Annotated in this window: 17 protein-coding genes; 11 read left to right on the forward strand and 6 right to left on the reverse strand. The window is 56.2% G+C overall.

Going from position 1 to position 17,050, the window contains the following annotated elements; translation table 11 throughout:
• Positions 1-57 precede the first annotated feature (57 nt).
• Complete coding sequence (locus tag QPL95_RS11160) at positions 58-1,506, forward strand: hypothetical protein (RefSeq protein WP_303291046.1); 1,449 nt, start codon at positions 58-60, stop codon at positions 1,504-1,506.
• Between the two features lie 98 nt (positions 1,507-1,604).
• Here QPL95_RS11160 and QPL95_RS11165 read toward each other — a convergent pair whose 3' ends face one another.
• The 4 genes from QPL95_RS11165 to QPL95_RS11180 form a co-directional block, all read right to left on the reverse strand.
• A complete protein-coding gene (locus QPL95_RS11165) occupies positions 1,605-1,919 on the reverse strand; it encodes a hypothetical protein (protein ID WP_303291047.1) in 315 nt (104 codons plus the stop codon).
• A gap of 63 nt (positions 1,920-1,982) precedes the next feature.
• Positions 1,983-2,846: a thioredoxin gene (gene trxA, locus QPL95_RS11170; RefSeq protein ID WP_303291048.1), complete on the reverse strand. Its 864-nt coding sequence runs from the start codon at positions 2,844-2,846 to the stop codon at positions 1,983-1,985.
• Positions 2,847-2,920: 74 nt separating this feature from the next.
• Positions 2,921-3,136: a BrnA antitoxin family protein gene (locus tag QPL95_RS11175; protein WP_303291049.1), complete on the reverse strand. Its 216-nt coding sequence runs from the start codon at positions 3,134-3,136 to the stop codon at positions 2,921-2,923.
• Entirely contained in the window at positions 3,133-3,417 is a 285-nt protein-coding gene (locus QPL95_RS11180; protein ID WP_303291050.1) for a BrnT family toxin, read from the reverse strand. Before QPL95_RS11180 ends, QPL95_RS11175 begins: the two co-directional genes overlap by 4 nt.
• A gap of 127 nt (positions 3,418-3,544) precedes the next feature.
• Here QPL95_RS11180 and lon point away from each other — a divergent pair, with 127 nt between their 5' ends.
• The gene (gene lon, locus QPL95_RS11185) at positions 3,545-5,995 is read left to right on the forward strand and encodes an endopeptidase La (protein ID WP_303291051.1); all 2,451 of its coding nucleotides are present in this window, start codon (positions 3,545-3,547) and stop codon (positions 5,993-5,995) included.
• A 202-nt stretch (positions 5,996-6,197) separates the two neighbouring features.
• Here lon and QPL95_RS11190 read toward each other — a convergent pair whose 3' ends face one another.
• On the reverse strand, positions 6,198-6,692 hold the full coding sequence (locus QPL95_RS11190) for a MarR family winged helix-turn-helix transcriptional regulator (RefSeq protein WP_303291052.1): 495 nt from the start codon (positions 6,690-6,692) through the stop codon (positions 6,198-6,200).
• A gap of 212 nt (positions 6,693-6,904) precedes the next feature.
• Here QPL95_RS11190 and QPL95_RS11195 point away from each other — a divergent pair, with 212 nt between their 5' ends.
• The 6 genes from QPL95_RS11195 (at position 6,905) to QPL95_RS11220 (ending at position 12,854) form a co-directional block, all read left to right on the forward strand.
• On the forward strand, positions 6,905-7,816 hold the full coding sequence (locus QPL95_RS11195; protein ID WP_303291053.1) for a tetratricopeptide repeat protein: 912 nt from the start codon (positions 6,905-6,907) through the stop codon (positions 7,814-7,816).
• Positions 7,817-7,976: 160 nt separating this feature from the next.
• A complete protein-coding gene (locus QPL95_RS11200; RefSeq protein WP_303291054.1) occupies positions 7,977-9,089 on the forward strand; it encodes a branched-chain amino acid ABC transporter substrate-binding protein in 1,113 nt (370 codons plus the stop codon).
• 98 nt (positions 9,090-9,187) lie between these two features.
• Positions 9,188-10,111: a high-affinity branched-chain amino acid ABC transporter permease LivH gene (gene livH, locus QPL95_RS11205; RefSeq protein ID WP_303291055.1), complete on the forward strand. Its 924-nt coding sequence runs from the start codon at positions 9,188-9,190 to the stop codon at positions 10,109-10,111.
• Positions 10,111-11,382, forward strand: a complete 1,272-nt coding sequence (locus tag QPL95_RS11210; RefSeq protein WP_303291056.1) for a high-affinity branched-chain amino acid ABC transporter permease LivM — start codon at positions 10,111-10,113, stop codon at positions 11,380-11,382. Before livH ends, QPL95_RS11210 begins: the two co-directional genes overlap by 1 nt.
• Before the next feature lie 5 nt (positions 11,383-11,387).
• Positions 11,388-12,143 carry a high-affinity branched-chain amino acid ABC transporter ATP-binding protein LivG gene (livG, locus tag QPL95_RS11215; RefSeq protein WP_303291057.1) on the forward strand — a complete coding sequence of 252 codons (756 nt, stop codon included), beginning with the start codon at positions 11,388-11,390 and terminating at the stop codon, positions 12,141-12,143.
• Between the two features lie 9 nt (positions 12,144-12,152).
• Entirely contained in the window at positions 12,153-12,854 is a 702-nt protein-coding gene (locus tag QPL95_RS11220) for an ABC transporter ATP-binding protein (protein WP_303291058.1), read from the forward strand.
• 68 nt (positions 12,855-12,922) lie between these two features.
• Here the strand turns inward: QPL95_RS11220 and QPL95_RS11225 are convergent, their stop codons facing one another.
• Positions 12,923-13,366 (reverse strand): hypothetical protein, encoded by a 444-nt coding sequence (locus tag QPL95_RS11225; protein ID WP_303291059.1) that lies wholly within the window; start codon positions 13,364-13,366, stop codon positions 12,923-12,925.
• Positions 13,367-13,661: 295 nt separating this feature from the next.
• Here QPL95_RS11225 and QPL95_RS11230 point away from each other — a divergent pair, with 295 nt between their 5' ends.
• From QPL95_RS11230 to QPL95_RS11240, 3 genes are all read left to right on the forward strand, one after another.
• Positions 13,662-14,123: a DUF3015 family protein gene (locus QPL95_RS11230; RefSeq protein ID WP_303291060.1), complete on the forward strand. Its 462-nt coding sequence runs from the start codon at positions 13,662-13,664 to the stop codon at positions 14,121-14,123.
• 83 nt (positions 14,124-14,206) lie between these two features.
• Complete coding sequence (locus QPL95_RS11235; RefSeq protein ID WP_303291243.1) at positions 14,207-16,072, forward strand: DUF4105 domain-containing protein; 1,866 nt, start codon at positions 14,207-14,209, stop codon at positions 16,070-16,072.
• Positions 16,042-16,941 carry an alpha/beta hydrolase gene (locus QPL95_RS11240; protein WP_303291061.1) on the forward strand — a complete coding sequence of 300 codons (900 nt, stop codon included), beginning with the start codon at positions 16,042-16,044 and terminating at the stop codon, positions 16,939-16,941. The genes QPL95_RS11235 and QPL95_RS11240 overlap by 31 nt, the downstream gene beginning before the upstream one ends.
• Positions 16,942-17,050: the final 109 nt, after the last annotated feature.

Raw genomic sequence — 17,050 nt, forward strand, 5'->3', positions numbered from 1 at the left:
GTTTCTCGGTACGTCTGCGTGTGCCGTATCCAATGACATATGACAACGGAAACAGTGATGTTTAAAAAAAATACTTTGCTACGTGCTTTGATTGCTGCAGGACTGACAACGGGATTGGCTGCTTGTGGTGGCGGGTCTTCTGGCGGTGACGGAGAGCAAACTACACCAAACACTGAACCCCCAACCACAAACTCCGAAATTAAAGGGCAATTTGTTGATAGTCCCGTTCAAGGCTTAACTTATTTCACACCTTCCGGCTCAGGTGTGACGAACGCCAACGGTGAATTCAACTACATCGACGGCGACGAAGTATTCTTTCTGATCGGCAACACCCTTATTGGACAATCGGTTGCGGCACCCATACTTACCCCGGTCGACCTGTCTGATGATTCAAGCAACGCAGATAAGACCACTAATATCCTGAGATTTCTTCAATCACTCGATGAAAATAACAACCCATCCGACGGAATCGTAATACCTGAGAACGTCCTCACTCTTGCAGAAACGCAAACCGTACAAATCAATTTTGACCAGTCCGCAGACCTGTTCGAGACAGACGCGACGGTGATGAGCCTTCTTTCAGAGGCCGGACAGGCCACGCTGGTATCCCCAGAAGAGGCCAATGCTCACTTTAACCAAACATTGAGCAATCTTCCTGGCGAGATCGACATTAGAGGCACCTGGATTGCCACTACAATTTACCAGCAAGATGGCCAAGAACGTTGCAGAGCGACAGCGACCTGGACTTTCTCGTCCGACAGCATTTCAATTTCGGGCGAAGAGCTCTCCCCAGAAGGTAGCGGTTCGGGCATCGATTGTGGAACCGAGAGTTTCAATTACACCACATCCTACAACGACTTGGAGCTCGAGTCTGACCCGGGCTGGGGATGCTCAGCCGGACTTTGCAGCTTCAGCGACCTCAACAGACAAGTTGACGACTGGGATGAAAGTACAAGCTCTTGGCAGCACGACACATACGGAACGATCAATGAGCGAGACTACTCAGTCGTTAAGCTCTCGCACCGAACTGGCTCCGACGCCATGACGCGTGTGAAGCGGGACTTCGGCGAAAGCACTCCCGCCTCGGCTCCAGAGGAACAGAACACTTCTGAATTTGGAGTATTTAAGACCACCTTTATACGAAAGGAGGCTATTGACTACCGAAAAGATATGCGCGGCACCTGGAACGTAACATCAAAGCGAGCTTCTTGCCCTGAAACGATCGCCACTCACACAATCACCTACTCAGACACAGGCATCTCTGTCGTCGGAGAAGAACTTAACCGCCAGGATGGTGTTTGCGTGATTGAAAACATGAATGAGACGCTGGCCTATGATAGCCCCGAACTCCCAGCAGAATTCTGCGGCCCGACCTGCACTTGGGAGGAGCTGAATGGAGTCTACTCTGATGAGGGTGACGCGATTAAACTATCCCATAAGCGCGGCACCAATACCATCAACCGCACTAAAGGTTTTGATTCACGTGAAGTGTGGGTGAAGCAATAGGCAGACTTCACTCCACATAGTCCAATTACGTGGAGTCAGAAGCACTGCAGGGGGTCAAAAGTCGCCCCCTGCAGTACTCCCTTCCGCGCGGCTGACAACTACCCCTTCGGCACAAACCCCGCCGGCTTCTCCCGAATCCACTCAACAAATACCCTCAACTCCTCCAGCTCCATCAACTTATCCCGACCGTTGTAATACAACCCCAGTTCATACCCCGAACAAGCCCTATGAATCGCATTATGGCAGGGCCGACAAACCCAGAGCGTGCGGGTGATCATGCCTTCCTTGCTGAACAGCTTCTGAAAGCGTTTCTTGCGGTGCAGGTGTTTGGGAATCAGGTGATGGCGGGTGAGTCCGGCAACGGAGCGTTGGCAGAGTTCGCAGTCGTCGGGCTGGGGCGGGAGTTTGAGCATCTTCAGGTAGTTTTCAGAGCCAGGCGGCGATGCAACCGCTTGGCTCGGTTCTGGCGGGCCGGGTCAGTGCATCAGGGCATACAACTTCCTACGGTAAGCCCGCACATCCGGATTGTTGTTCCCCAGCTTCTCAAACAACTCCACCAGCGTGGTTTTGGCCACACCGTCTTTGTAGGTGCCGTCTGCCTGCATTAATCGAATCAGCAAATCCATGGCCTCGGCATTATTGTCTTGCAGCACTCTGTGCAGGGCCAGTTGATGCAGAGCTTCCGGGTCTTTCGGATTGGCTTCCAGCTTGGCTTCCAGCTCGGCCTGTGGCGGCAGCTCGCCAGACTGCTTGAGGAACTTCACCCTGGCCGCCAGCTGTTTGGCCTTGTGCTGCATTTTCTCTTCCGGCGGCAGGCTGTTGAGCACCTGTTCGGCGGTGTCGAGATCGCCCTGCTCTGCTTTCAGCTGAGCCAGGTCGATTAGCACATCGAGGTTCTCCGGGTCTTTCTGGTTCATTTCTGTGAGTATCGCCAATGCACCGTCCACATCTCCGGCGTCCCAAAGCGCGTGAGCTTTTTCATAAGGATCTTCCGCCGGGGCTTCGATGTGCTTTTCCAGTACCTTGCGGATTTCGCCTTCCGGCAGAGCGCCGTTGAAGCCGTCCACCGCCTGGCCATCCTTCACCAGAATGATGGTCGGCAGGCTGCGCACGCCCAGTGAGGCCGTCAGCTCCTGCTGCTCGTCGGCGTTCACCTTGGCCAGCTGGAAGTTGCCCTGATACTCCTCCGCCAGCTTCTGCAGAATCGGCATCAGCTGCTTACAGGGCGCGCACCATTCGGCCCAAACATCCACGAGGATCGGCGTAGTGGCGGAGGCTTCCATCACCTTCTGCTGAAAGTTGTCTGCAGTGGCGTCAAAGATATGCGACGAAGCGGTCATACAATTACCCGAAGCTGAAATGAGTTTGATACGACCGGTATTGGGGCTGGGAGCACAAAATCAAGTCACCAGCCTTATTTCCAGTGCAGGTCTGGCTTCCTTCGAGCCTGCGCGCAGTCCCGCAGGTATAGATTAATCAGACTCTGATAAGGCACCCCCAGTTCTTCGGCTAATGCCTTGAAGTATCCCAGCGCATCTTCGTCCACCCGAATCGTGATCTGCTTTTTCAAAGCCTTGGCGTATGGGTTTCTTTTCGCCTCTGAAAAATCGTACTCGTCCCTCATAGTCATGGCCTCCCGGCCCTGTAATAGCCAGATTCATGCTTCGTCGCTTTGCGTGCAGAGATCAACCTGATGGCCTGGTCATCCTGTCGATAACAATGACAAACCACAAGCAACCGGAGTGACTCACTGCGCCCCAGAATTAAGAAACGATCCTCCAATTCAGAGTGGTCAGGATCAGGAATAATCAAGCCATACTCATCGTAGAAAACAGTTCGTGCCTCCTGAAAACTGACGCCGTGCTTATCCCGGTTGATAAGCGCCTTCCTGTCGTCCCATTCAAAATTCATATTTACCCTCCTTGGATAACTACATTGTAGTTACACCTCAAGCTTTCGAGCAACACCCGAAAACTTGAAAACCAAGCTTTCGCCGTCACATAGACCTTTAACCACTCAGTCTTGAGAGCAACACGGTATGAATGACGAGAACCGCAAAGACTCCCTGGAAGAATTTGAAGAAGACGTCACCGAGTACATCGGCAAAGACGAAAACAGCAAGAGCCTGGTGCTGCCCAAGCACTCGATGCCACGGCGCATGTATGTCTTACCGGTAACGAACCGGCCGTTCTTCCCGGCGCAGGTGCAGCCGGTGATGGTCAATCAGGACCCCTGGCAGGAAACCCTCAAGCGGGTGAGCGAGACCGATCACAAAACCCTTGGCATCTGCTTTGTGGAAGAGTCGGATTCTGAGTCCGGCATACCTGGCAGCGACGAGCTGGAAGTGATGGGCTGCGCGGTGAAGGTCCACCATGCCCAGAGTGAAGGCGGCAAGGTGCAGTTTATTGCCCAGGGCATGCAGCGCTTCAAGATTGTGCAGTGGCTGCGCCGCCGTCCGCCTTACCTGGTGGAAGTGGAATACCCGGAGGAACCAGAAGAGCCAGCCGACGAGCTCAAGGCCTACACCCTGGCCATCATCGCTGCCATTAAGGAGCTGCTGCGCACCAATCCGCTGTACGGCGAAGAGGTGAAGCAGTATCTGTCCCGCTTTGGCCCGGAAGACAGCTCGCCGCTGGCGGATTTCGGTGCCTCCATGACCAGCGCCCCGGGCCGCGAGTTGCAGGATGTGCTGGATACCGTGCCCCTGCTTCGGCGCATGGAGCGGGTATTACTGTTGATGCGCAAGGAGCAGGAAGTGGCCCGCCTGCAATCCGAGATCAACGAGGAAGTGAACGAGAAGGTGCAGAAGCACCAGCGCGAATTCTTCCTGCGCGAGCAGCTGAAAGTCATCCAGCGGGAGTTGGGGATCGCCAAAGACGACAAGACCGCTGACGTGGAGCGCTTCGAAGAGCGCATGGCCAAGCTGAATCCGCCAGCAGCTGTGGTTGAACGGTTCAAAGATGAAATTCAGAAATTGCAGGTGCTGGAGCAAGGCTCCCCGGAATACGGCGTGACCCGCAATTATCTGGACTGGATTACCCAGGTGCCCTGGGGCGTGCATTCCGAAGACCACTTCGACCTGGCCGAAGCCCGCAAAATTCTGGACCGGGACCACGACGGCTTGGGTGATGTGAAAGACCGCATCATCGAGTTTCTGGCCGAGGGCACCTTCAAAGGTGAAGTGAGTGGTTCCATACTGTTACTGGTAGGCCCGCCAGGCGTAGGCAAAACCTCTATTGGCCATTCGGTGGCGGACGCGCTGGGCCGGGAGTTCTACCGGTTCAGTGTAGGCGGCATGCGCGATGAAGCCGAAATCAAGGGTCACCGCCGCACCTACATCGGCGCCATGCCCGGCAAGTTCGTACAGGCCCTGAAAGACAGCAAGGTGGCCAACCCGGTGATCATGCTGGACGAGATCGACAAGATCGGCTCGTCCTATCAAGGCGACCCGGCCTCTGCCCTGCTGGAAACCCTGGACCCGGAACAGAACAAAGACTTCCTGGATCATTACCTGGACGTGCGCATGGATCTGTCCAAGGTGCTGTTCATCTGCACCGCCAACCAACTAGACACTATTCCCCGCCCATTGCTGGACCGCATGGACGTGATTCGCCTGTCCGGCTACATCGGTGAGGAAAAGCTGGCCATTGCCAAACATCACCTGTTGCCACGCCTGCTGAAACGGGCCGGCCTGTTGAAGAAACAGCTGAACATTACCGATGCCGCCATCCGTCAGGTGATCGAAGGCTACGCCCGGGAGGCCGGCGTGCGGAACCTGGAGAAACTGCTGCACAAGATCATTCGCAAGGGCATCGTAAAACTGCTGGAAAACCCGGACAAGCCGGTGAAAGTCGGCGTTGCCGACCTGCCGGACTATCTGGGACAGCCCGCCTTCCGCAAAGAGAAATCCATGAAGGGAACCGGCGTAGTCACCGGCCTGGCCTGGACCGCCATGGGCGGCGCCACCCTGAGCATCGAGGCGTCACAGGTTCACACCAGCCAGCGCGGGTTCAAGCTCACTGGGCAATTGGGCGAGGTTATGCGGGAGTCGGCAGAGATCGCCTACAGCTATGTGTCTTCCAACCTGAAGCGCTTCAAAGGTGACCCGACGTTCTTTGACAAGTCGTTCGTGCACCTGCACGTACCGGAAGGGGCGACTCCCAAAGACGGCCCCAGCGCCGGCGTGACCATGGCCACCGCCCTGCTCTCCATCGCCCGCAAGGAAGCCCCGCAGCAGAACATCGCCATGACCGGGGAGCTGACGTTAACCGGGCAGGTGTTGCCGGTGGGAGGTATTCGGGAGAAGGTGATTGCTGCGCGCAGGCAGCAGATCAATAACCTGATCCTGCCGGAGGCAAACCGGGGAGATTATGAGGAATTGCCGGAGTATCTGAAGGAAGGGATTACGGTGAACTTTGCGAAGCACTATAACGATGTGTTTCAGGTTTGCTTCGGAAATAAGCCCAAGAAAGGGGCTTCGGTGCACTGATTTTTGGCCACGGAAGGCGCGGAAAGAAAAGCACTAACTGACTATAACTCACAAGCCTGCCGGTTGCGGGCGGGGTACAGGTTTTCTGCCGGAAAAAGACGTCTGAGCGAAGCGAGTTGTTTTTCCAAAGAAAACCTGTGGCCCGCCCGGAACCAGCCACCATGGGTTTCAGGTTGGGTACCCATATTGGGCACCTTGGGGGTCAGGCCTTTTCTTTCCAGCCATCGTCCTTAAGCACGGAGCCCACGGTCAGCACCGGTGAAGCATCAATATCGTCGGCATCCATCATATTCGCCACTCGCTGCAAGGAAGCCAGAATCATCGTTTGCTCCCACTCTGCCAGGTTCTGGAACTTCTCGATGAAATCTTCCTGCAATGGATTCGGAGCCCGGGCCAGCAGATCCGCGCCATCCTCCGTCAGATGCGCGTGAACCTTGCGCTTGTCCTGAGTGCTGCGCACCCGGTAAACCAGCTTGCGCAACTCCAACCGGTCCAGGATGGTTGTCACCGTAGCCTGACTAAGGCTCACATTGTCCGCGATCGTACCGATGGTCACCTGCCCCAGATCCCGGATCGTACGCATGATCAACAACTGAGGCCCAGTGAGCCCGGCATGTTTGCTTAACCGCTTGGAATGCAGATCCGTTGCCCGGATAACCCGCCGAAGTGCCACCAACACCTGCTCGTAATTGTTCAAACCCTGACTCCAGTCATCATTATTTATACCTCTAACTATTAGAGGTCTTTGCTCCCGAAGATGCAAGTGGTCACTATTACCTAGCTTGCTCTCTGGTTAAACAATCAATTGAGCCAGAGCTCAGCAACCGCCCCATGCGGCATTATTTCCGCCAGCCACTATGCTAAGGTCACCCTTTGCGATTTCATTCACCCAACAAACGGACACCGTTGATGATCAGGTATTACCTAGCCTTTATCCTCGCCATCACCGTCACCGGAAACCTTTACGCTCAACAGCGGGAGCTCGGCCCAGACAAAGAGCTGACCCCGGAAGTCGTCGAGGAAAGCATCAGAACCCTCGAAAAGCCGATGTACACACCGTTCGTGGAGCTTTACCTGCTCGACGAAACCAAAGCGCTGCGCCAGGACATACAGAACACTCGCGCCGAGCTCATTGAAAAGGTGGTCGATAAAGAATTGTCCGTGGCCGACAAAACCATGTCGTATGCCACCGACACCGTCACTTACTTCTTCTATCTCATCGCCGGCGCCACCTCCATTCTTGTGGTGATTGGCTGGAATTCCATTCGCGACATGCGGAACCAGCTCACCAGCCTCGCAGAAAAACGGGTGAATGAGCTCGTGGTTGAATACGAACAGCGGCTGAAATTTATTGAAGAGCAGCTACAGCAGAAATCCGAGATAATTCACCAGAACCAGGCAGAGATTGAGCGCACCAACGAGGTGCACGCGCTCTGGCTGAAGGCAAGCCAGGAAACCTCCCAGCAGAACAAAATCTCCGCCTATGACCAGATTCTCGACCTGCGCCCGGATGATGTGGAAGCCCTGAGCTATAAGGCCGATGCGGTTCTTGAAATACGCGAACCGCTGTGGGCAATCAGCCTGTGTCATCGGGCACTCAAGCTGGCACCCGATAATGGCCATGCCCACTACCAGCTGGCCTGCGCCTATGCTGAGATTGGCCGCTGGGAAGATGCCGTAAGCACTCTGGAAAAAGCGATTGAAATCTCCGAAGCATACAAGGACGATGCATCCGTGGATCCGAGTTTTGAGCAACTCCACGACCATGAGAATTTCAGGAACCTAGTCTTTGTAGACCAGGACGACAGCACGGACGCGTGACACCCCGGAGACAGGCACGGGTATTGCTAATTCAACGATTGATAGCAAGCCCGTGTTCCGGAGCAACCACCAGCCCAGTACCTTGACAAGCGAAAGGCTGTGGTGTTTCTTGAGTCTCTGTGAACATAAGAATAACCCTGACATAAACAGGAAAAACACGATGAAAACGTCCGTCAAGAAGCTCGTTACCGCTGTAGGCGCCTCCGTTGCTGTAATGGCAGCTGGCCAGGCCGCCGCTGAAATCAAGATTGGTATTGCCGGCCCCATGACTGGTCCCGTTGCCCAGTATGGCGACATGCAGTTTTCCGGCTCCCGCATGGCCATCGAACGCATCAATGCCGCGGGTGGCGTGATGGGTGAAGATCTGGTTGCGGTAGAAGTCGACGACGTCTGCGATCCCAAGCAGGCCGTGACTGTCGCCAACCGGCTGGTCAACGAAGGTGTGCAATACGTAGTCGGACACCTTTGCTCAAGCTCAACCCAGCCGGCGTCTGACATCTATGAAGACGAAGGTATTCTGATGATTACTCCGGCGTCCACCAGCCCGGAGATCACCCAGCGGGGCTACGAACTGGTGTTCCGCACCATCGGCCTGGACAGCATGCAGGGTCCGGTCGCCGGCAACTACATCGCCAGCCAGAAGCCCGAGCGTGTTGCGGTCGTGCACGACAAGCAGCAGTACGGTGAAGGTATCGCCACTGCAGTTCGTGACACACTGAAAGACGCCGGCATTGAAGTGGCCATGTTCGAAGGCATTACCGCCGGTGACAAAGACTTCTCCTCGCTGGTCACCAAAATCAAACAAGCCAACGTCGACTTCGTTTACTACGGCGGTTACCACCCGGAGCTGGGCCTGATCCTGCGCCAGGCGCGCCAGACCGACGTGGACGCCAAGTTCATGGGCCCTGAAGGTGTCGGCAACAAAGACATCAACACCATTGCCGGCGAGGCTGCCGAAGGCCTGCTGGTTACCCTGCCACCAAGCTTCGACGAAAAAGCCGAGAACCAGGAATTGGTCAGCGCTTTCAAAGAGAAAGGTGAAGACCCCTCAGGCCCCTTCGTTCTGCCTTCCTACACAGCCGTTCAGCTGATTGCCCAGGGTATCGAGCAAGCCGAGTCCAAAGACCCGTTTGAAGTGGCCAAGGCCCTGCGTGCCGGCACCTTTGAAACACCCATTGGCACCGTTCAGTACGACAAGGCCGGAGACCTGAAATCCTTCGAATTTGTGGTCTACGAATGGCACTCTGACGGCAGCAAGACTCCGGCAAACTGAGCCAGTACATCTTTATAAGGGTATGAACAAGAACACCTTCCCTCCGTGATCCGGGGGAAGGTGTTTTTCTGGGCTCAGGCATTCGGAGTTACCCAACCATGCAAGACCTCCTGTATTTCTTTCAGCAGCTCGTCAACGGGCTGACGATCGGGAGCACGTACGCCCTGATCGCCATCGGCTACACGATGGTTTACGGTATCATCGGCATGATCAACTTCGCCCACGGCGAAATCTATATGATCGGTGCCTACACTGCGCTCATTGCCATTACCGGCCTGGCGACACTCGGCATTGCCTGGCTTCCGGTCATTCTGGTTGTTGCGCTGATTTGCGCAGTGATCGTGTCAAGCTCGATGGGCTGGGCTGTTGAACGGGTTGCTTATCGCCCGGTTCGCGGTCGACACAGGCTCATCCCGCTCATCTCCGCCATCGGCATGTCAATTTTTCTTCAGAACTATGTCCATCTCGCTCAAGGTTCACGCAACATCGGCTTTCCGGCACTGATCGACGGCAGCTTCCGTTTTGGCCCCGCCGACAGCTTTCAGCTCTCCCTGTCCTACATGCAGATCACCATTTTTATTACCACGCTCATCTGCATGACCCTGCTGTCCCTGTTCATCTCCCGCTCCCGCATTGGCCGGGCTTGCCGGGCGGTGTCCCAGGACCTGGGCATGGCCAACCTGTTGGGCATCGACACCAACCGCATCATTTCGGCCACCTTCGTGATCGGCGCGGCTCTGGCAGCCGTTGCGGGCTTGTTACTGGGCTTGTATTACGGCTCGGTCGACCCACTGTTCGGCTTCATCGCCGGTCTGAAAGCCTTCACGGCGGCAGTATTGGGCGGCATCGGCAGCATCCCCGGCGCCATGCTGGGTGGCCTCATCCTGGGGGTTTCCGAAAGCATGACCTCCGGCTACCTGAGCGGCGAGTACAAGGACGTGGTGTCCTTCAGTCTGCTGATTCTGATCCTGCTGTTCAAACCCACCGGCCTGCTTGGCAAACCGGAGGTTGAGAAGATCTGATGGCCACACACAACTTTAAACACGCGCTGTTCTGCGCAATCGTCACGATCATCATTGCCTACCCGATTCTGGGCCTGAACCTCGTTGCCCAGGGCACCACAGTGGGGCTTGAGGGCGCCACTCCAGGGACGGTAATCTCGGTCATTCTGGCCGCTGTAGTCGTCTTCCTGTTTCAGCTGTTCCGCGACAACATCATGACCAGCCTGGGCAAATTGCCCAAACTCAATCCGCTCAGTGGCCGGGAGCCCATGCCCCAGGCGAAACGGGTCAAAATGGAGTCCTGGGTACTGACCGGCATCATCGTGCTGGCGCTGTTCTGGCCTTTCTTTGTATCCCGGGGCTCGGTTGACCTGGCAACGCTGGTACTCATTTACGTCATGCTGGCGCTGGGCCTGAACGTCGTGGTCGGCCTCGCCGGCCTACTGGATCTCGGCTACGTGGCGTTCTATGCCGTCGGTGCCTACACCTTTGCCCTGCTGTCCCAATACTTTGGCTTCACCTTCTGGATGGCACTGCCCATTGGCGCCCTGCTGGCGGCCCTGTTTGGCCTGATGCTCGGTTTCCCGGTACTGCGGCTTCGGGGCGACTACCTGGCGATCGTGACACTGGGCTTTGGTGAGATCATTCGTATTCTGTTGAACAACTGGACAGCCGTTACCGGCGGCCCCAACGGCATTGGCGGCATTCCGGAACCCACACTGTTCGGCATGGAGTTCGGTCGCAGGGTCAAGGAGGAAGGCAACACCTCCTTCCACGAAACCTTTGGCATTGCCTACAGTGGTGAACACAAGGTTATTTTCCTGTACCTGATCGCTCTGGTCCTTGCCGTGATCACGGCCCTGGTCATCCGCCGCCTGATGCGTATGCCGGTTGGCCGCGCCTGGGAAGCGCTGCGGGAGGATGAAATTGCCGCCCGATCCCTGGGCATGAGCCGCACGGCGGTAAAGCTTTCCGCATTCACCATTGGGGCTTTTTTTGCGGGCTTTGCCGGTACTGTGTTTGCCTCCAAACAGGGCTTCATCAGCCCCGAATCGTTTGTGTTCCTGGAATCCGCCATCATTCTGGCGATCGTCGTTCTCGGCGGCATGGGCTCGCAGGTCGGCGTTATCCTCGCTGCCATTGCCGTCACCATTCTGCCGGAGCTGGCCCGGGAGTTTTCCGACTTCCGCATGCTGGTATTCGGTGCCGCCATGGTACTGATGATGATATGGCGTCCGCAGGGCCTGATGCCCATGCGCCGGATTCACATTGAACTGAAACAGCAGGAGTGACAGGCATGCTGGAAGTACAGAATCTGTCCATGCGTTTCGGCGGACTGCTGGCGGTGGACGGGGTAAACCTGGATGTTCAGGAACGCGAAATCGTCTCTGTTATCGGCCCCAACGGTGCCGGAAAAACAACCGTCTTCAACTGCCTCAGTGGTTTCTACACACCCACCGGCGGCAAAATTCTTTTTGAAGGCAAGGAAGTACAGGGCAAACCGGATTACAAGATCTCCCGACTGGGCATGGTGCGCACCTTTCAGCACGTTCGGCTGTTCAACCAGATGACGGTGGTCGAAAACCTGCTGGTAGCCCAGCACCGGCACCTGAATACCAACCTGCTGGCCGGGTTAATCAAAACCCCGAACTACCGGGAGCGCGAGAAGAAGTCGCTGGATCGAGCGGCCTACTGGCTGAACCGCGTTGGCTTGCTGGATCTCGCTAACCGTGATGCCGGCAACCTGGCTTATGGTCAGCAACGACGCCTGGAAATTGCCCGCTGCATGGTGACCGAGCCCAAACTGCTGATGCTGGATGAGCCTGCAGCTGGCCTGAACCCGGCGGAAACCAAAGACCTCAACCAGCTGATTGTCAGCCTGAAGGAGGATTACAACGTTTCTGTGCTGCTGATTGAGCACGACATGAGCCTGGTTATGGACATCTCCGACAGGATTACCGTCATCAACCAGGGGCGCCCTCTGGCCAGCGGCACACCGGCAGAAGTCCGCCAGAACGACGACGTGATCAAAGCTTATCTGGGCGAGGCCTGAGGAAGAACCATGCTAGTACTGGAAAACGTTCACACCCACTACGGCAAAATCGAGGCCTTGCACGGCGTCTCTGTTGAGGTAAACAAGGGCGAAATCGTCTCGCTGATCGGCGCCAACGGTGCCGGCAAGACCACACTGCTGATGACCGTCTGCGGGAACCCACAGGCCAGCGCCGGGCGGATAATTCTGGAAGGTCGGGATATCACCAATGAGGCCACCTCCAATATCATGCGTTCAGGCATCGCCATCGTGCCGGAAGGCCGCCGCGTCTTCTCCGGCCTGACGGTGGAAGAAAACCTGCACATGGGTGGATTCTTCAACACCAAAGCAGAGATTCGCAAGAGCCAGGATCACGTTTACGACCTGTTCCCAAGGCTGAAGGAAAGAGAGCACCAACGTGCGGGCACCATGTCCGGTGGTGAACAGCAAATGCTGGCCATCGGCCGCGCGCTGATGAGCAAGCCACGGATGATCATACTCGACGAGCCGTCACTGGGCCTGGCGCCGATCATCATCCAACAGATCTTCGAGATCATCGGACACCTGCGTGAGGAAGGTATTACGGTATTTCTTGTCGAACAGAACGCCCACCAGGCACTGAATCTGGCTGACCGGGGGTATGTACTGGAAACCGGGCGCATACGGCTGCACGATACCGGCAAGAACCTGTTGGCGAATCCGGAAGTGCGAGAGGCCTATCTGGGGGGGTGACCCTCCGGGCCCAAAAAAGCCGGAGCAGGTTTACCCCGCTCCGGCTTTTTTTGGCTAATCAGGAAACGTTATTTAACGCTTCTGATCGTGCCCTTGTAACCTTCAACTGTTACGTCGATGGTTCCGAAGAAGCCGTAGCCTTCCTGCTTGATGGTGTAGCGAGGAGCAACAATAACATCAGCACCGGATTCGGTGATGGCGTTGTAAGCTGCAGCAGCTTTTACCTTTTCAGTCAGGGAAACGCCGCCGATTGGCAGGAAGGAACCACCGCCACCGTTGGCACCGTAAGCAACGCCGTCGGCGTATTCAGTTTCCGCACCCAGAGTCAGCAGACCGAAAAGCTGGGTTACAGAAGATTTTCCGGTGATCTTTTCGCCAACTTCGATGTCAGCTTTGATGTCGGTAGTCACACCACCGGCCAGCGGCAGAGAAGGTGCACTGGTGTTCAGTGAGCTGCAACCAGTCAGCGCGCCAGCCATAACCAGGCTTGAAGCAATAAGAAGTTTTTTCACAATCATGTCTCCATGTGTTTTCTAGTGGGCCATCTTGGCGGACCGCACTATACCCAACTTGACCGCATATAACAACGCCGCATAAAAGCTCAACATTTAAACGATTCGAACATATTACGAACAATTCAACCTCTGCTTTCGGGTTAACTTGCACTTTTGGAATATGAACTATACTCAATTGAGCGGTTTGTCAGCTGGGTAGCCCTCTTGAGGGCCGCGCTCACCTAGCAAGCCTACCCGTCCTATTTTAGGTAGTTTGCGACGAGTGCAAAAAAACCAAACAAAGGAGTGGATAATGAAAAAAGTGATCGCGGGTGCAATTCTTCTTGGCGCTTCCTCGATGGCATTCGCCCAGCCCGGTTGTGGCGTGGGCGCCATGATCTGGAAAGGACAGTCCGGGATAGTACCTCACGTTCTAGGCGCTACCACCAATGGAATGGCGTCTCAGACGGTGAGTATGACCTTTGGAATTGTTGGGTGTAATACCAATCAAAACGTTCAGTCTATGGCAATGCTCATTGACTCCCGGGGTTCGGCGATAGCTGCAGAAATATCTCGCGGGAATGGTGAGAATCTTGATGCGATGGCAGCGACTCTAGGATTACCTCAGGAGGAACGACCTGCATTCTTTAGCCTTCTCAAATCCAATTTCAATACGATTTTCCCCTCGCCAGAATCAACAACCGGTGAAACTGTTGATGCCATCGTAACTTTGATGGAAAAAAATGAAACATTACGTAAATACGTGGCAGCCTGATCGCTTAGCCCCAAGGGATTGAACCTGCGCTAAGGATGGCGCACTATCACTTCTTCAACTCAAACCGGATGTACCACATACCCATGGGCTACCCTCTGCGCACCGGGCAGGCCGCATTATGGCTTGCATGCACCCTGGCGACCCACTCAGCCTTTGCCACCGCTCCCCAGAATTTGCACGAACATCCCGCCTGGTTAACCCTTGGCCATTACCATCAGGGCACTTTCGGCGCCGGCTATACCAGCCAGGCGGATGACCCCGCGTTTTTCCTCAGTGAGAACGGCAAAACCTCACCCCGGGCTGAACTGGCAGCCACCCTGCACGCCATACAGCAGCCCGGTGAGGGTAATGATCACGCTCGCTGTCGCTTTCCGGCCCGAGATGCCTGGCTAAGAGAACAGCTCGATTTACCGAAAGATCCGGTGAACTGCCCGGCGTATGACGAATGGGCCAGCACCCTGAATACCGAAAAAGTGACACTGGTGTTTGCGGCGTCCTATCTGAACAGTCCGTCGTCCATGTTCGGGCACACCTTCCTGCGCCTTGACCCACCTCAGGATGATAAAGAAGCGGATCTCCTGCTGGCCAATACCATTTCCTATGCCGCAGACGCGGCCCAGCATGACAGCGAACTGCTGTTTGCTTACCGGGGTATTTTCGGTGGCTATCCGGGCATCACCGCCATCAAGCCCTACTACGAAATGATCCGGCTGTATAACGACATCGAACACCGGGATTTATGGGAGTACACCCTGAACCTGAGCGAGCCCGAAGTGGACACCATGCTGGCGCACACCTGGGAGATTCAGGACAAGAACTTCGACTACTACTTCTTTGACGAAAACTGCGCCTACCGGCTACTGGCACTCATCGACGTGGCCCGCCCCGGCACTGACCTGCTGGCCGAAGTAAGCACTCACGCCATCCCTTCAGACACCGTGCGCTGGGTACGCGACAAAGATCTGGTAGAAAGCATTCACTATCGGCCGTCCGCCGCCACGGTCGTCAGCCACAGCCTGGATTCACTGCCGCCTGAACACCAATCCATTGCCGCGGCCATCGCCAACGGTTACGTGAAAGTGAAGGGCCCCGAAGTTCAGGCACTGGAGCAAAATGACAAAGCCCGGCTGCTGGACGCCACCTACGACTATGTACGCTACCAGAGTGAAGCCGATGGCTGGCCCCGCGAGTTCGCCGCCCCCTTGTCACACCAGTTACTGGTGACCCGCAGCGGAATTGACGACGCCCCCCCCATCACGCCCGTACCAGAGCCGGAGGTACGGGATGACCAGGGCCACGACACCTTCCGTCTGAGCCTGGGCTCCGGGCAGTTGGCTCACCAGGAGTTCACTCAATTAACCCTCCGCCCGGCCTACCATGACATTGTTGACCCCCCGGCAGGCTATCGTACCGGCGCCCAGCTCCAGTTCCTCCGGCTGGACGCCCGGCTCTACCACGACAACCATGAATTGCAGGTAGAGCAAATCACCGGCGTGGAAATTCGGTCCCTGAGCCCGCGCAATCCGTTCTTCTCCCCTACCTCCTGGCAAGTCGGCTTCGGCGGCCGACGCACCGACACCGGCACAGACCGGGTACTGACCCCCTATCTTGAAGGCGGGGCTGGCGGCAGCTGGCGGCTCGGCTCGAAGACACAGGCCTTTGCCCTGGCTACGGCCGATCTGGAAATCGACGACGATATCCGCCGGGGCTACGATTTCGCCCCCGGTGCCGACCTCGGCCTGCTGCATCAGAGCAACCCGTTCAGCCTGCTGGGCGGCGTTAAAACCAAGGCCTGGATCGTCAGCAGCCAACACCGCCAGGACCAGCTCTACCTGAAAGGCAACTGGCACATCGGCCGCGAATTCAGCCTGTTCACAGAATTCACCCGGGAAGACCACTTCGACAGGTACCAAAGCACATGGCAGGCAGGCATTCACGCTTACTTTTAAGACTCAGAGCTACCCGAGTCGCCAAAACCGGACGGCTCGCGCTGGCCACACTGCTCTGTGCTGCGCTGCTGCAAACGGGCTGCAGCAGCGTGTTCTTCTATCCGGACAACACGACCTACCTCACCCCGGATCGGCTCAATCTTGAGTACGAAGACATCTACCTGGACACCGCAGACGGCGAAACACTTCACGGCTGGTGGCTACCGGCCCTCACCGAAGCACCCGCCAAGGGCACCGTCTACTTCCTGCACGGAAATGCCCAGAACGTCAGTGCCCACATACTCAACGCAGCCTGGCTGCCGGAACAAGGCTACAACGTCTTCACCATCGACTACCGGGGCTATGGCCAGTCCACCGGCGCACCAGACATAGAAGGCGCCCTGCACGACGTAGAAACCGGCCTGCGCTGGCTGGCCCAACGCCACGCCGAGAGTGACCGCCCACTCTACATCCTAGGCCAAAGCCTCGGCGGCGCCTTGGGCATAGCCCTGGCCAGCGAATGGGTGCAGCGAGACGAGCGACCCGAACTGAACGGAATCATTCTCGACGGCACCTTCTCTGGCTTCCGATACATCGCCAAAGAAAAACTCGGTGCCTTCTGGCTCACCTGGCCGCTCCAGATCCCCCTCGGCTTGACGATACCCGATGATTACGAAGGAACCGACCGGATTGCCGCCATCTCACCAGTGCCAGTAATGATTATTCACAGCGCCAGAGATGGCATCATTCCGTTTCAGCACGGTGTGAGACTCTATGAAGCTGCAGAGCAGCCAAAAGAGTTTCTCCGGACGGACACCCCTCATGCCGCGACGTTTATCATTCCTGCTTATCGAGAGGCGGTTCTGAAGTTTATGGGCGAAAACTTTTAGCCACTAAACCCACGAAAGAACACGAAAAGAAAATCACATTTTGAGGCTACGACACCGCTCAGCGCGGAGGTTGGGGGAAGTCCTTTCCAAAAGTCTTGAGGGCCAAGGA

Origin of the sequence: Marinobacter sp. SS5-14b (assembly GCF_030541005.1) — a bacterium.
GTDB lineage: Bacteria > Pseudomonadota > Gammaproteobacteria > Pseudomonadales > Oleiphilaceae > Marinobacter.